Here is a 15,956-nt window from a genome sequence, read left to right as displayed (position 1 = left end):
CAAACCTCCCTGGTTACTTGTGGTGCGTTTTACCCAGTGCCTTGGCCACCAGTCGTTCGTAGAGTTCGGCGTACGGTTCAACCGCTTTGCACCAGTTGAACGGCGCCGCCATCGCCCGGCAACGCATGGCATTGAGCAGTTCGGGGAACGCGAAAACCTTGAACGCGCGGCTCAGGGCTTCCTGATAGCTTTCGGCGGTGGATTCATCGAAGAGGAAACCGGTGACGCCGTTTTCAATGGTGTCGGCCAGCCCGCCGGTGTTGCGCGCCACCGGCAGCGAGCCGAAACGCTGGGCGTACATCTGGCTCAAACCGCAAGGCTCGTAACGCGAAGGCATCAGCAGGAAGTCGCTGCCGGCGAACATACGGCGGGCGTCGGTTTCATTGAAGCCGATGCGCACGCCTATCTGGCCGGGGAAGCGCAGCGCCAGTTCACGCATGGCTTGCTCTTCTTCCGGTTCGCCGCGACCGATGATCGCGATCTGGCCGCCGTTTTCAACGATGTACTCGGATACCGCGATCGTCAGGTCGAGACCTTTCTGATAGACCAGTCGCGACACCACGGCGAACAGCGGGCCTTCAGAGTCATTCAATTCAAATAGCTCACGCACGTGCGCGGCGTTGACCGCTTTGCCTTCCCAGTCACCAATGGCAAATGGCGCGAACAGGTGCGGATCGGTGGCAGCGTCCCAGCTCTCATCGATGCCATTCGGGATACCGCTGAGCAAGCCTTGCTGGGTCTTGGCGGCGAGAAAACCGTCGAGGCCGCAGCCGAAATCCGGGGTGGTGATTTCCTGCGCATAGGTCGCGCTGACCGTGGTGATGTGGCTCGAATAGGCCATGCCGGCCTTGAGGAACGACATCTTGCCGTAGAACTCCATGCCTTCCTGTTGCAGGGCATGGTTGGGAATCCCCAGTTCAGGGCAGGAACCGAGGCTGGTGACGCCTTGATAAGCGAGGTTGTGAATGGTGAACAGGGTCGGCGTACGCTGCCCGCGCCAGTGCATATAAGCCGGGGCCAGACCGGCCGGCCAGTCATGGGCGTGCACCAGATCCGGGCACCAGTGGATTTGTGCGAGGTTGGCGGCGATGTCGGCAGCGGCCAGACCGAGGCGGGCGAAACGAATGTGGTTGTCCGGCCAGTCGCGACCGTTGTTGGCGCCGTAGGGCGAGCCTTCGCGCTCGTAGAGTTCCGGGCAGATCAGCACGTAGATGACCAGACCGTCGGGCATGTCCATGCGGCCGATCTTGCACGGCGGCAGCGCTGCGTGGCCACCGAGTTCGCCGATGATGTGGATCGGGTTCTCGCTGTGCATCACTTGCGGGTAACCGGGGATCAGCACGCGCACATCGTGCAGATGGGCCATGGCGCGGGGCAGGGCAGCGGAGACGTCACCCAGACCACCGGTTTTCACCAGGTCGGCGATTTCCGAGGTGACGAACAGCACTTTCTTTTTGTTCGGGTTCTGGCTCGCTACCGGAGTCAGCGTTTTGGTGCCGGGGACGTTGATCTGTCGGCTGCTGGGAACACTAACGGTGCTCGATTCACCAACCGCCTGCTGAGCACGCTCTCCCTGAATATCCAATGCCGCACTGATCATATGTAACTCCCGTTTTGTTGATCTGATTCTTGTCTGGAACAAGTGATGTCCATGGCCACATCCTGTGGCCGGGCGCAAACGCGCCACGCATCGGTGAGCAAACGCTACCCAACACGCGCAAGCAGAATGGGTGTAGAGGCCTTTGCAAGGATTGCACCAGTCGCTTTGGCCCTGCCTTTCAGATGACCCGCCGCTTTGGGCAAAAGTTTCGAGTTTTTTTCCGCAATGTGACCGACAGGTCGTACCCCGAAAAAACCAGTCTAGGCCAGATCCTAGAGCGGGCCAGAGCAAATGGGTAAATTGTTCGACAATCGGTTTGCCGTTAACGGAAACCGTGCTCTGGAGAGGAAAACGCACCGACGAAGTGCAGGTTTTTCGGCAAGAGAGGGCCAAAACAGTGACTGCTCGGTCACGATTTTGTGCTAGCGGGAAGGGCGGTCGCACTGTTGTGGTGCGGGCAGTTTGTTGATGGGGTGACTGTTATGACGCTATCGCGAGCAGGCTCACTCCTACAATTGAAATGCGTTCCCCTGTAGGAGTGAGCCTGCTCGCGATGACGATGGTGAATTCACCCTATCATCAAAGCATTGGTTTAATTCAACAGGCGAACCGACTCCCCAGCAGACCAAGCCTGAATATCCTCAATCATCTGCGCAAAGAACTGTTCATAGTTCTGCCGACTGACATAGCCCACATGCGGCGTCGCCAGCACGTTGGCCAGTGTGCGAAACGGGTGCATGGCCGGCAACGGTTCCTGCTCGAACACGTCCAGTGCGGCCCCCGCGATCTGCTGTTTCTGCAACGCCTTGATCAGCGCTGCTTCATCGACAATCGGCCCGCGCGCGGTGTTGACCAGCAGGGCCGTCGGTTTCATCCAGCCCAGCGCCTGCGCATCGACCAGGCCGCGGCTGCGCTCGCTGAGCACCAGATGCACCGACAGCACATCGGCCTGCTCGAACAGTGCCTGCTTGCTCACGTACGTCACGCCCACCTGTTCAGCCCGTTCGGCGGTGAGGTTTTCGCTCCAGGCGATCACTCGCATGCCGAACACCTGGCCGAACTGCGCGACGCGCTGGCCAATGCTGCCCAGACCGAGAATGGCGAGGGTCTTGCCCTGCAGATCGCCGCCCAGACCTTGCTGCCAATGACCAGCGCGCAGGGAGTTGGCTTCATTCACCAGATTGCGCGTTGCGGCCATGATCAGTGCCCAGGTCAACTCTGGCGCGGCATGCTTGTAGCTGTCGGTGCCGCAGACCTTGATGCCCAGCTTTGCTGCCGCCTGCATGTCCAGCGCCGCGTTGCGCATGCCGCCAGTGACCAGCAATTCAAGATTGGGCAAGCGCTTGAGCAGGTCTTCATCGAACCGCGTGCGCTCGCGCATCACACAGATCACCTGATAGCGGCCGAGACGCTCGGCCAGTGTGGCGTTGTCGGCCGGGTAATCGTGCTCGAACGTCACTTCCCCAAGGCTATCGAGCACTGACCAGTCGACCACGTCGCGGGCCACGTCCTGCCAGTCATCGATCACTGCAATCTGCACCGCCATCAGCCTTACCCCATCAACTAACGGGATTGGATCTATTCAGCCAGCCGAGCAGGGCTTTGTGGAACTGCGCCGGTTCTTCCATTTGCGGCGCGTGGCCCATGCCGGGAAACTCCACCAGCGTCGACTGCGGGATCAGCTTGGCCACTTGTTTGCCGAGCACTTCGTAATGGCCGATTTTGGCTTTTACCTCAGGTGGCGCGAGGTCCTTGCCGATGGCGGTGGTGTCGGAGGTGCCGATCAGCAGCAGGGTCGGCATCTTCAGGTCCTTGAACTCGTAGTACACCGGCTGGGTGAAAATCATGTCGTAGATCAGCGCCGAGTTCCAGGCCACTTGTGTCTTGCCCGGGCCTTTGCTCAGGCCGGCGAGCATGTCTACCCAGCGGTCGAACTCCGGTTTCCAGCGGCCATCGTAGTAGGTGGTGCGTTCGTAATCACGAATGCCTTGGGCGCTGACTTTCAGTTCGCGCTGATACCACTGATCTACCGTGCGGTAAGGCACGCCGAGGGCTTTCCAGTCTTCCAGGCCGATCGGGTTGACCAGCGCCAGTTGCTCGACCTGCTCGGGGAACAGCAAGGCATAACGGGTGGCGAGCATGCCGCCGGTGGAATGACCGAGCAGTGTGGCTTTTTGAATGCCCAGCGCCTTGAGCAACTGCTGGGTGTTGGTTGCCAGTTGCTGGAAGCTGTATTGATAGTTGTCCGGTTTGCTCGACGTGCAGAAGCCGATCTGATCCGGTGCAACCACCCGGTAACCGGCCTCGCTCAAGGCCTTGATCGAACTGTCCCAGGTGGCTGCGCAAAAATTCTTGCCGTGCATCAGCACCACGGTGCGGCCATTGGCTTTGCCATGAGCGGCGACGTCCATGTAACCCATCTGCAGGGATTTGCCCTGCGACTGGAAAGCAAAGTGTTTAAGCGTGTAAGGGTATTCGAAACCTTGCAGTTCCGGGCCGTAAGCCGGGCCTTCAGGCGTTGCTTCGGCTGGCGCGGCAGCCTGCGCAGACAGGGGCAGGGCGGCGCAGAGAAGCAGGGAGGGGAGCCAACGGGAAAACGTGACAGACATAAGGTCAAACTCCGTTTGAAATCGGCCGATGCTGGAACGGCTGGATTATGGCGACGTTAAACACAGGCAATCCCCGCGCCTGATCGTTCAACCGAGCCAGCCCAGCGTGAGCATGGCCAGCACGCCATAACGTGCACCTTTGGCCAGGGAGACGATCAATAGAAAGCGCCCGAGCGGCTCGCGCATGACCCCGGCAATCAGCGTCAGGGGATCGCCGATGATCGGCACCCAACTGAGCAGCAACGACCAGTGGCCATAGCGCTCGTAATGGTTGCGTGCGGTGGCCATGTGTCTGGCGCTGACCGGAAACCAGCGTCGATCCTGAAATCGTTCCAGCCGGCAACCCAGCCACCAGTTGATCAGTGAGCCAAGTACGTTGCCCAGCGTCGCCACGGCGAGCAGGCCCCACACCCAGTAGCGTTCGCTGACAATCAAACCGACCAACAATGCCTCGGACTGCAGTGGCAACAATGTCGCTGCACCGAACGCGGCAAAGAACAGCCCGAAGTAAGCCGCGCCGATCAATGGGCCGGGTAGTCCGCCACCACCACATCAGCACCGTCCTTTTTCAGGCCGATCACTTGATAGGCATCGCTCATTCCGTCCATTTCCATGCCCGGCGAACCCATCGGCATGCCCGGTGCGGCCACACCGAGCAGATCATCACGCTTGCTCAGGGCCAGCACTTGCTCTGCCGGCACATGGCCTTCGACGAACTTGCCATTGATGATTGCGGTGTGACACGACGCCAGACGCGGCGGCACGCCATGTTGTTGCTTGAAGCTGCTCATGTCGCTTTCGACGTGATCGTCGACTTTGAAGCCGTTGGCTTCGAGGTGGCTGATCCATTTTTTACAGCAACCGCAATTGGCATCGCGGTGCACTTCGATCGGGATCAGATCAGCGGCCTGGGCCAGGGAGGAAATGAACAGGGCGCTCAGGGCGGCCAGACGCAGGTGGGTTCGCATAGCGGATTCTCGGCTCGGGTGACGATCGGAAAGCACGCATTTTGACCGGTTTTTTCCGCCGGTCATCAACGCAATGTTTCCAGTTGTTGCAAAACGGATTGGCAGGATGATCGTAGATCACGGCTGACAGGTTGCTGAGCGCGAGATGACAAATCTGTCAGGTGGCAATGGTGTGAACGCCATCGAACCCTGTGGGAGCGAGCAGGCTCGCTCCCACAGGGGTTATCTGACTGGCAGAAACCCCTGCATGAATCAGCGGACTTTGAAACGTCCCATGATCGCGCTCACCCGGCTGTTGGCCTCGAGCAACTGGTGGGTGTTGAGCTCGCTGGCTTTGCCGCTTTGCACCAGTTCATCGACCATGTGGCGGATCTGCACCATGCTGCGGTTGATCTCTTCGGTCACCGCGCTTTGCTGTTCGGCAGCGGTGGCGATCTGGGTGCTGAGGCTGTTGATGTGGCTGACGGAACCGGCCATTTCATCCAGGCCCGAGTTGACCCGGGCGGTGGCGTCGGCGGCAGACTGGCAACTGGCCTGGGTGTTTTCCATGGCGCTGACCGATGAGCTCACACCCTGCGTCAGACGCGTCAACATTTCGTTGATCTCCGAAGTGCTGGCCTGCGTGCGGGCGGCGAGGGCGCGGACTTCATCGGCAACCACGGCAAAGCCCCGTCCCTGTTCACCGGCGCGTGCTGCTTCGATGGCGGCGTTGAGCGCCAGCAGGTTGGTCTGCCCGGCAATCGCGCCGATCACCCCGAGAATCTCGGTGATGCGCTGGGCGTCCTGCTGCATGTTTTCGACTTTATGTGTAGCGCTGGCGACTTCATCGATCAGCGCCACGACACTGTTGGTCGCTTCGCCCACTACCACGCGCGAACGGTCGGCGTTTTCATTGGCGCGCTGGGTGAAAGCGGCGGTTTCAGCGGCGTTCTGCGCCACGCTTTCTGCCGTCGAACTCATTTCGGTGATGGCGGTAACGGTCTGGTCGGTTTCCGAGGCGTGACGCAGCAGGATCTGGCTGGTGTGTGCCGAGGTGCGTTGCAGGTTGTCGAGGCTCGATGCCATGGCGCCGGTGGCCTGGGTGACTTCGCCGATCATGTTTTGCAGATAGGCGATGAAGGTGTTCACCGAATGGCCAATGGCGCCGAGTTCGTCTTCGGCGCGAATGGTGATGCGCCGGGTCAGGTCGGCATCGCCGCTGGACAGCAGGTCGATGTTGGCTTTCAACGCTTTCATGCGCTGCACCAACTGGCGAATCGCATAGACCTGCAACAGCACCAGCAGGATCACCAGTGGAATCTGCAATAGGCTCAAGGTGCTGAGAACGTCATCACGTTGCGCCGTGAGCATTTTCGTCGGCAGGGCGGTGGCGAGGAACCACGGCGTGCCTTCAATCGGCCGCATGAAGAAGGTGCTGGCCTCACCGTTGTTACCGAACTCGACGCGTTGCGCCTGATCGCGGTTTTGCAGGCCGGCTTTGACCTGGCTGGCAAAGGTTGAGGTGCCGGCCAGTTCGCTGATGTTCTTCAGCACGATCGGGCCACTGATGCGCGAACTATTACTGATGATCTTGCCGTCGGCTTCAACGATGAGCATTTCGGCGTTGAGGTCTTTTTCCTTGCGCGCGACCAGATCGTTGAAAAAGCCGAGGGTGACGTCGATGGTCGACACGCCCCAGGCACTGCCATTTTTCTGGATGGCCATGGCGCAGTTGGTGCGCGGCTCGGCACTCGCGTCATCTTTGTATGCCGCCGCCCAGGCACATTGGCCGCGTGGCGTGGCCATGCCGCCCTTGTACCAGCTCTGATCGTAATAGTTGGGGGCTGCGTCGCTGTTCCAGAACGTGTTCACCGCCAGTTTGCCTGAGGCATCGCGGTGCCAGAACGTGCTGAATTTGTTGCGCCCGGCCTCACGCTGCCCCGGCAGCGGCCAGATCCCACCACCGAAGACCTTCAACTCGCCGTACTGATCGACCAGGCCTGGCAGCACCGTGTCGATGGCGGCGCTATCGAGCAGCGGGATGGTCTGGGTGATGCTGCGCTGTTGCGCCTGCACTTTGTTCAGCTCGCCCTGGATCTGCTCGGCCACTTCGGCGATGCGGTTGAGGACGACTTGTTCTTCGGTTTGACGCAGTTTGGGGGCGACCAATTGGCTGATGCCGACCACGGTCAACACCGACAACAGCAGGATGAACAGAACCAGAAACAGCGTGTAGCGAGCCGAAATAGTACGGAATGCGGGCATGGAGACCGGTCCTTGAGCAGCGTTTCTTATTAGGGGGCAGGGGTAAAACAGTGCGGGTATCCACAACGTATCGTCGTTACGCCGCGAAGCTTTAGGTACTTGCGTCCTAAAAAGGCTGAGTGCCGATGACTGGTCGGTATCGGGTTCGATACACAAGTGCTGGTCATCGCCTGAGACTGGCAGAAAAAGCCATTTTCATTTCATTGTGATGACAGCTCTGGATCAGGGTTTGCGGGGCGTTGAGCTTTTGTATCGAGAATGTACAAGATTTGTAAAAAAGTGCAGAAAGAGGTTGGTGCCATCAGTTCGCCCGTCGATACTCGCGGCCATTAATGCCGTTCACACGGATATTTCAGGTCATTTCACAGGGAGTCTTTTCATGACGATCGGTATTGTCGGCGGCTGGCAGGCCAAGGCAGGACTACTGGTGCGCGACACCGGCGCAAAGAAACAAGTGTCCCAGAGCGTCAAGGTGCAGCAGATGCTGACCCTGGTCGGTAATGATCCCAACGCGCTGAATACCGCCGAAATGGACAAGCAGGGTTTGCGCAAGGCGATCAAGGGTTTCGATCCAGCGAACGTTTCAGTCAAACAATTGGGCAATCTGAGCGAGATGCTGCGTAGCCGCGGGCTGATTTCCGAGATCACTTCCTTTACGTTGAAGAACGCCGGCGACAAGTTCGACCGTTTTGGCGTGACCAAGGACATCGATGCCAAATTCAACGCATTGGAATACTTCGCTACCCAGCTCGACGCTATTCAGTCCAACGGACTCAATGGCAACGCCTACGGAAAAAATCTGATTCCCGAGTTCAAGAAGGCGATTTACGTCCTGCAGAATCTGAAGACCTATGGTGATGGCAACGTGGCGAAGCCGGTGGACCAAGGCATCAAGTCCAAGGCATAAGCTCGTTGGTTGTCGCCCGTTCAGGCTTGAACGGGCGAAGGTTGACGGCTCAGCCATTGCTCAAGATGGCGGCGACGCCTCTTTGGCGGGCGCTGCGATTTGCGATTGTGCCTGATCATGCAAACGCTGCATGTGCGGGCAATGTAACTCCAGCGAACGCGGGCGATAGCCCCGATGAAACAACGCCAGCCAACCCGCGCAGCGATCATTCGGGGCAATCCCGGTGAAGATGAACCCCATTGCCGACAGGTCTTCCACGGCGCTGGCAAACCCCGCTGCAAGTCTTAGCCTTATTGAAATCATCCAGTGTGCTGGCAATTGTCGAAGCTGCTTGAGCAGGCTGCTGTCGAGTTTTTTCAGCATCACGTCATAGCGCCCGGTACAGGGCTCGACATGGATCGGCGGTCCCACCCAGGGAGTCTCCTTGTCCTGTGTCCCGTATACCCCGCACAGATGCTCCATGAAATCGCCACAGCTTTGCGGCCATGGCAGTGCCGGGAGCGGGCGGCGGTAGCCATCAATCGGCGTGTAGCCAATGACGATGGACTCCGGCAGCAGTTCGCCAAACGGCGAGGGAACGTAGTCGAGTAACAATCCGCTGCTGCAGAAGCCGAGCCGGTCAGCCATGCGTTGTGTGTAGGGGTGTTGCGTCACTTGTTTAATGGTCACGCCTTGGCAGCCGAGCGCTTGCGCATGGATCAATAGCCGAGTGCCCAACTGCGTGGCGATGTTCTGCCCGCGGGTCGACGGATGGACCACACTCAATGCCAGTTCCGCGGTAGGCGATCCGGGGTTTCTGCATAGCGTGGCGTGACCGAGCATTTTTTTGCCGGACTCCGCCACCAGTGAATGCCAGCTCCCATCGCCATGGTTCTGGTTGATCATCAACGGCAAATACACGTGTGGCTGCACGTAATGATCACCATAGATTTTCCGGAACAGACGGCTGACAGCTCCGGCGTCGGTGCGTCGATAGCTGCGCAGCGTCATGTTGTCCATGGGCGTTGCTCCGGGCGTTGGGTGTCGTAGATGCGCAGGTCGACGATTCGTTGTCGCTTGCCGGAGCGCGGATGTCGAGCGAGTTCATCGGTTGTGCAATGGATTACCTGCAATTCAAGTTGGCCCTCAACGCACAGTTGCGTCATCAGCGGGTAATGCTCGATCAACTCACGGTGCAGCGATGTGCCGGCGTCAGCACTTTCGGTCTTGATGCCGTCGGGCACCCACTTCAGACGCAAGACATCGACGTTTGCCGATTGGCTGATGACCAGTTGCCAGTCGTCGCTGGCGGTGGTGCGCTGGACGATACGGGCGATGTCCTCGACCAGCAGGGTCAGGCTGCTCACCCGCACGCGCTGACTGCTGGCGCTGCGACCCAGCAGGGCAAACTTGCGCATGGCCGCCGTGGCTGGCTCTCGCCAGCAGGCGAGGTCACCCACGGGGTAACGGATCAATGGCATAAGCCGGCGGGTGAGGTTGGTGATCAGCAGTCGCCCGCTGCGGTCGCATTCTTCGATCACTTCTCCGGTATGTTCGTCGACGATTTCCAACAGACTGTGGCTGGCCTGCATCCGGTGTTCACCCAAGGCGCAATCGCGGCTTGTGGCACCGATGAAGCCCGCGTCGACACTGGCGTAGCCGATGGAGGCGATCCGCGCGTTGGGAAACACTCGCTGCAATAACTGCAATTGCCCGGCGAACAGGCTTTCGCCGCCATACAGCACAGTTTCGACTTCAACCAGCGTTTGCGCCTGACGCTCCAGCACGCCGGCGAACGCCAGCAATTGCGCGGGCACACCGGCCAGCACGTTGATCCGGTGCTGATGGATGGAGTCAGCCAGCACAAAAGGGTCGACATCACCGGTAAACGGGTACTCGGTGACACCCGCCGTTTCCTGCGCCAGTGCGTCGTGGATGAAAATGAAACTGGCATACAGATCGCCAACAAAAAACAGATTTGCCACCCGGTCTCCCGGATTCAGTTGTTGGCCGAGATGGCTGCCGAAGTCTTGTACAAGTGTCTGCCATTCTTCGCGGGTAAATGCCGAAAGTTTACCGGCGCTGGAGGTTCCTCCGGTCTTGAACACCAGTGCGCGCTCAACCGTTGACGTCAGTACGGGCCATTGATCGAAGTTCTGGCTACTTGCCCAGTAGTGCTGCGGATCAATGACCGGAAGTTGATCCAGCGTGCTGACTTGCGCGGTAATGTGATGCAAATGTCTGGCGTAATACTTTGAATGTTCGCGGGCAAAAGTGACCAGCGCGTTTAACTCAAGTGTCGTGTTCATGATGTTGTCCTGGATAATGGCCGCCGTGGGCGATAGTGCTTTTTTAACGGCGCGCGTCGATGACTGACGGGACTTTTCCGCTGTGTCTGTTTCTGCGGAATTGCTCCGGCTCGCAGGTTTGCGCTTCAACCGTGAGCAGCCCGGTGCGCTGCAGAACGGCCAGCGTCGAGTAGTTCTGCAGTTGCTCGAGGATGTCGGCAGGCTCGCCGGGGCTGCGAATCAGCAAGCGCTCCAGGCCATCAGGCGCGTGATCGAGGTGTAACTGAAACGGCGCTTGCAGGTGCCGGGCGAGTTCGTTCAGGCAGATGAAATCGGTGCCGATACGCAGCAGTCTGCCGTGCCGTTGCAGCAACTCGAAACGTGGTGAACTCAGCCCGCACGCGCATTCGCCGGACAGCCACCGACCGGTGTCACCGACTTCATAGCGCTGTACCTGCTGGCCCTCGCGCGCTTTGGAGGTGAACAGTAAACGGCCGACTTCATCAGCAACGACAGGCACGTCCTGCTCCAGCGCTACAATTTCCAGATGCTGAATAGCGTCCATCAGATGAAACACACCATCGCCGGTCGCGGCGCAGGCATGCCCGAATGGTCCCGCGTCGACACTGCCGTATACCGCCGAGCGAATGCTGGAGACGCCGCAGCGTTGCAGTAATTCGCGACACTGATCGCTGATGTGCTCACCGCCGAGAAAGACTTTTTCAATCGCACCATAACGACTCAGACGCTGTTGCTCATTCAAGAACAAACGATGCACGGTGCTGGGCATGCCTATCAGTACGGTCACGCGCTGTTCGATGATCACCTGCGCAATGTCGCTGTAGTCATCGTCGGCCGGGGCGCCCATGGGCAGATGAGTGGCGCCCAGCAGTTCCAATACTTTGGAAAAACTGAAAAAGCCACCGTACAGACCGCCACTGAAAAACAGGTTCATCACCTTGTCACGGCCCGGATCGAGACCCGCCGCGAATAGCCCGTCGGCCGTCGCCTGCATTTGTCGTTGAAAGTCGTGGTAACTGAATCCCGACAACGCCGGGGTGCCACTGCTGCCGCCGGAGCGGAAAAACAACTGCGCGGCCGCTGTCGTCGGCCGAGTGATAAACGCTTGTTTATCGGTGATCGGCAAGTTGCTCGGGGGCAGCGCACAAGGTGTCCGATCAAGGCTCATATGGCTGGGCAGCTGCGTTGGCGCGACGCTGACCGACACACGCCGGCTCAGGCGTTGCAGTGCGTAAACGCCGTCGTGGGGTTCGCCGTCGTAGCCGTCATGGATCGCCTCGATCGGGGTGATTCGGCTGACGCCCGCCGCAATCAGTGTGCGCGACAGTGCGGCGATCTGTGCTTCGCTGCACACCAGCGCACAGCTCTGCAACACGTTGCGCCAGGGCAGCAGGGCTTGCGGCAAGCGCTCGCGCGGCAGCGGTTTGAGCAGCAGCGTGCGAAACAGCGGCGAGGGCGCGAGCAACTCATTGTGGGTCCAGACAACGCGCCAGCCCGGCGCACTCCAGACCTGCGCAGTGACCCCGGAAAAACTCCTGCTCAAACGCGTCATCATGCTGTGGCTGCTGATTTCGCTGGCTTCCTGAACCGTCGGGACCAGCGCCGGCCAGTGCCCGGCACGTCGCTCGAACGCTTTGGCCAATGCGCAACCGATGTCCTCCAGAACGATCGGGTCATCGCTGTCGACCAATAACCACTGCGGGCTGGAGCAGGCCTGTTGATCCAGTCGACAAACCTCATCGACGATCGCTTCCAGTGCCTGCGGCGAGGCTGCGTCTGGCGTCAGATAGGCAAAACTGATGCGGTGTCCCCAGTCGATCCAGCGACAACCGGGTGGCAGCTGTTGGCGGATCGCTTGCAGTGCCGCTTCGCCACCCCACGCCGATACGCCATTGGCCATTTTGCACAAGCGGCCGATCTGCTCCGTCGCCAGCGGCAGCACGGCCACGTGATCGCGCAACTGACCGCTAGGGTCGCATTGCACCAGCGCGTGCAGCACACCGGCCGTCAAACCGTGATCGCTGCGGCTGGGACGTAGCCAGTTGATGTTGCCGGCCAAGAGGCTTTCGATCATCGCGCAGCACGCCAGCAGTGGCGCGTTTGCCGGTGTGACATGGACCACCAGACCCAGCGGGCTCCAGCGTTCAAAGTGCGATTGCCGATAATCGAGACGCCGCAGGGTTTCGGCTTGATCGCCCAATTCTCGTTTGAGTTTGGTTTGCAGCGCGTGAGGCTGGCAGAAGTCGATCAGCGCCTGGCGTTGTGCGTCATCCAGCGGCAGCTCGGCACTGCGCAGATGTCGGGCAAAGTGGGCGGTTGCGGTCAGCACGGTGGCGCTGTCCAGCGGCGTGTTCAGGTGTTGCGGCAAGGTCTGATGAAGCCCTGCCAGTGCGCTGTCGAGGTCGAGGTCCGCGTGCAGTTCTCCGTTGATCAGGTACATGTCAGTGACTCCCCAGTAATTCCGATGCGGCCATCGCACAGCTTCTGCTGGCAGTGGTACCCGCGCGTCCATGCAGTTCGAACCAGTCACAGGCCAGGCCACAGCCACAACTCGAGCCGGGGTGCAGCGTTGCCAGATCACTCATCACTACCGCGTGCGCCGGGCTGGATGAAATGTAGGGTGAGACGAATCCCAGCAAGCCTTGCTGGCCGTAGGGCTGCACGGAGAAGTCCAGCGGATTGCGCACGTACGCTTTGGCGTAAACCGGCACATGAAAATGATGCTGGGCACATTCGATGTAAGGCACCGCGTGCTCGACCGCACCGTAACCGTCGCGACAGCGCGATATCGGGATGCCGAGTTGCCGGGAGATGCGCCCATACAGTTGCAGTCTGGGGATTTCCTCGCTGCTGCGGGTTTTCCAGCCACCGCCGAAAAACACCAGCGAATCGTCCGGCAGTTTCAGCTCAGGCATGCCGTTAGCCTGCATATGCTGCAAGGTCTGCCAAAGGAATGCCGGGAAGCCGAAAATGCGCACCGGCAAGCCTTCTTCGGCGAATGATTGCAGGGCCGCGATGACCCCGAACAGATCGAACTGGTGGCCGTCACCGTTACAGCGCAAGGCGTAGGCGACGCGATTGACCGGGGCAAACTGGCAGAGGAACTGGTCGGTGTATGCCGTCCCCAATGTGATAGCGCCCTGCGGTTCATAGCTCAGCAGCAGGTAGTTGCACGGCGTATCGGCGCAGTTCCAGCCGTAGTGGCTAAAGATTCGTTCGACCATGAACTGCGCGCGCGACAGACTGCGCGGGTCGTAACGCATGCGACTTTTCTGGCCACTGGTGCCGGACGATGTCAGTTCCAGGGCGTTTTCCCCGGTCGGACTGAGCAACAGTTGCTGTTTGAAAAAATTGGCCAGAATCGGTGGCAGCCGCGACCAGTCATCCAGACTGTCGAGCGCTGCCACGTCGAGACCGTTGGCATTCAGCCAATGGGCGTAACCGGGAGTGTGCTGGCAATGATATCGACTGATCTCGGTCATGGCCCGATCGAACAGGCTTGCAGGCACCGAATCCGGGCAGTAGGGGTGTGGCAACGCGCAGAGCGCATCGCTGGCGGGGAACAGATTCATTCAATATTCCTTTATTGAGCGGTGGGGGAGTCGGCGTGTGAGCCTTGTAACAATCCCTGCACCAACGGCAGGCTCATCAGGCCGCTGAAGGCGGCGAAGAGCGCGAAGAGTTCGAGGCGTGCGCCACCGCCGAAGGCAGCAATCAGCAAGCCGCCAAGGCCCATCACGGCAATCGAAATCATGCCGACCATTGCCGAGACCAGGCCTTTGCTGTCATCGCTGGTAAATAACGCCAGCCGATAGAGTGCGGCGTTGCTCATGCCCAGACTGACCGCGTACAACGCCAGGCTGGCGACCACCAGGCCCAGGCCTGCGCCGGACAGTGCGCTGACGATCAGCGCCAGCAGCCCCAGACAAAAAGGCCAGAGCGCCAGCCGGATCAGTTGGCGCAAAGAGTGAGTGGCGAGCAAACGGTCGAGGATCAGGTTGCCGGCGATCACGGCAGAAAAAACCGGAATCTGCCACACACCGTATTCAACAGGCGACAGCCCGAGCAACTGCATCAGCAGCAACGGTGACAGGCCGATCCAGGCAATCAATGGCAAGCTCATCAGCCCGAGCGCGAGGCTGGCAGCGAGGAATCGGCCATTACCAAACAAGACCCGGTAGCGCTGGCAGGTCTGGCGCCAGGAAAAACGTACCGCGGGTTGCAGATGCCCGTCGCGGCGCGTCACCCCGACCGTTTCCGGCATGTAGACGAACAGTCCCAGCCAGACCAGCGACGCTACCAGGCCCAGGCCCAAAAACAGTTCGCGCCAGGACAACCATTGCAACAACAGAATGCCCAGCAGCGGCCCCACCAGCGGTGACAGCAGGGCGATGTTGCCGAGCAGCGCCATCAAACGCACCGCATCGGCCTCGCAGAAGACTTCTTGAAGGGCCGGGTAACTGACCGCGACAACAAAACCCAAGCCCATTCCTTGCAGCAGTCTCAGTAGATTGAAGGCTTCAATACTCTTCGTAAGAAACGCAGCGGCGCAGGCCACAGCAAACAATGCGCAACCGCTCAGCAATACCCGCCGTCGGCCCCATTGATCGGACAATGGCCCGATCAGCCATTGCAGGCAGATACCGCCAAGCAGATAAAGATTGAAGGCGTTGGGAACATGCCGCACATCGGCCTGAAGATCAGTTGTAACGTTGAGCATGGCTGGCATGATCAGGTCGCTGGCCATATACGTCAGAAGTTCAAAAGCGCTTAGCGCAAAACAGAATCCGAGCACTTGTCGCGGCCCGATTTTTATCAGTGTTCTCTGCATAAACGTCCCTGTTAGTGAGTGAAAGGAAAGTTGCCAGAGACTAGTTGCAGGGCCGTGCATGACCTATTTTTTTGCTGCGACATAAGATTTCAAATGCTTGCAACTTGTTTTGTGGGTTGCGCGTTGCCGCTAAGCGTTAGTTACGAAGGCGTGGCGGACCCGGCGGCAAAAACAGAAAAGCCCGCAACAGGGCGGGCTTTGTTTGAAGTTGAGCGGACTTGTTGATTTCCTGCCGCAGTCTGCTTATCGGCCAGCGGGCAGGGCGAACAATCCTGTTCTATCGATGTTGGTAGTAGCCGGGGCCGCCCTGGTAGTAACGGTGGTGATCGTCATGCCAGCCACCGTGGGGGAAGATGATGCAGCCACTTAGGGTCAGCAGGGCAAGAACGGGAATCAGCCAGGTGATTCGACGCAGCATTTTGAAAGTTCCTCATGGTTACGCCGTCATGAAGCCAAAACTCTTCATCGGCTGTAACATGAGACCCCGATTGCCACGATGCATCCCCGAA

The 15,956-nt window shown here is 59.4% G+C and carries 12 protein-coding genes and 2 pseudogenes; 1 reads left to right on the top strand and 13 read right to left on the bottom strand.

Translation table 11 applies throughout. The annotated features are described in order from the left end of the window. Positions 1-13 precede the first annotated feature (13 nt). The 7 genes and pseudogenes from glgA to U6037_RS29455 form a co-directional block, all read right to left on the bottom strand. Complete coding sequence (glgA, locus tag U6037_RS15430) at positions 14-1,600, bottom strand: glycogen synthase GlgA (RefSeq protein WP_322843582.1); 1,587 nt, start codon at positions 1,598-1,600, stop codon at positions 14-16. A gap of 592 nt (positions 1,601-2,192) precedes the next feature. Beyond that, the gene (locus U6037_RS15425; protein ID WP_322843581.1) at positions 2,193-3,146 is read right to left on the bottom strand and encodes a D-2-hydroxyacid dehydrogenase family protein; all 954 of its coding nucleotides are present in this window, start codon (positions 3,144-3,146) and stop codon (positions 2,193-2,195) included. A 13-nt stretch (positions 3,147-3,159) separates the two neighbouring features. Next, a complete protein-coding gene (locus U6037_RS15420) occupies positions 3,160-4,209 on the bottom strand; it encodes an alpha/beta hydrolase (protein WP_322843580.1) in 1,050 nt (349 codons plus the stop codon). A gap of 87 nt (positions 4,210-4,296) precedes the next feature. Then, entirely contained in the window at positions 4,297-4,731 is a 435-nt protein-coding gene (locus U6037_RS15415) for a YqaA family protein (RefSeq protein ID WP_322847330.1), read from the bottom strand. After that, positions 4,731-5,177 carry a DUF411 domain-containing protein gene (locus U6037_RS15410; RefSeq protein WP_322843579.1) on the bottom strand — a complete coding sequence of 149 codons (447 nt, stop codon included), beginning with the start codon at positions 5,175-5,177 and terminating at the stop codon, positions 4,731-4,733. Before U6037_RS15410 ends, U6037_RS15415 begins: the two co-directional genes overlap by 1 nt. 252 nt (positions 5,178-5,429) lie before the next feature. Next, positions 5,430-5,957: pseudogene (locus tag U6037_RS29460) on the bottom strand (methyl-accepting chemotaxis protein); the annotation flags it as partial. 381 nt (positions 5,958-6,338) lie between these two features. Continuing rightward, a pseudogene (locus tag U6037_RS29455) lies at positions 6,339-7,421 on the bottom strand (cache domain-containing protein); the annotation flags it as partial. Positions 7,422-7,800: 379 nt separating this feature from the next. Between U6037_RS29455 and U6037_RS15400 the strand changes: the two are divergent. Further along, on the top strand, positions 7,801-8,328 hold the full coding sequence (locus tag U6037_RS15400) for a hypothetical protein (RefSeq protein WP_322843577.1): 528 nt from the start codon (positions 7,801-7,803) through the stop codon (positions 8,326-8,328). Between the two features lie 60 nt (positions 8,329-8,388). On the opposite strand, the gene U6037_RS15395 is transcribed toward U6037_RS15400, so the two are convergent. From U6037_RS15395 to U6037_RS15370, 6 genes are all read right to left on the bottom strand, one after another. After that, positions 8,389-9,327: a GNAT family N-acetyltransferase gene (locus tag U6037_RS15395; protein ID WP_322843576.1), complete on the bottom strand. Its 939-nt coding sequence runs from the start codon at positions 9,325-9,327 to the stop codon at positions 8,389-8,391. Then, complete coding sequence (locus U6037_RS15390) at positions 9,315-10,616, bottom strand: phenylacetate--CoA ligase family protein (protein WP_322843575.1); 1,302 nt, start codon at positions 10,614-10,616, stop codon at positions 9,315-9,317. Before U6037_RS15390 ends, U6037_RS15395 begins: the two co-directional genes overlap by 13 nt. Before the next feature lie 43 nt (positions 10,617-10,659). Continuing rightward, a complete protein-coding gene (locus U6037_RS15385) occupies positions 10,660-13,056 on the bottom strand; it encodes an acyl-CoA reductase (RefSeq protein WP_322843574.1) in 2,397 nt (798 codons plus the stop codon). 1 nt (position 13,057) lies between these two features. Further along, entirely contained in the window at positions 13,058-14,188 is a 1,131-nt protein-coding gene (locus tag U6037_RS15380) for an acyl-protein synthase (protein ID WP_322843573.1), read from the bottom strand. 11 nt (positions 14,189-14,199) lie between these two features. Further along, on the bottom strand, positions 14,200-15,447 hold the full coding sequence (locus tag U6037_RS15375) for an MFS transporter (RefSeq protein WP_322843572.1): 1,248 nt from the start codon (positions 15,445-15,447) through the stop codon (positions 14,200-14,202). Positions 15,448-15,724: 277 nt separating this feature from the next. Then, positions 15,725-15,865 (bottom strand): hypothetical protein, encoded by a 141-nt coding sequence (locus tag U6037_RS15370; protein WP_007918111.1) that lies wholly within the window; start codon positions 15,863-15,865, stop codon positions 15,725-15,727. Positions 15,866-15,956: the final 91 nt, after the last annotated feature.

This window comes from Pseudomonas sp. B33.4 (genome assembly GCF_034555375.1).
Classification (GTDB): domain Bacteria; phylum Pseudomonadota; class Gammaproteobacteria; order Pseudomonadales; family Pseudomonadaceae; genus Aquipseudomonas.
Note: the sequence above shows the minus strand (reverse complement) of the source record. Positions and strands in the feature narration are given on the sequence as shown.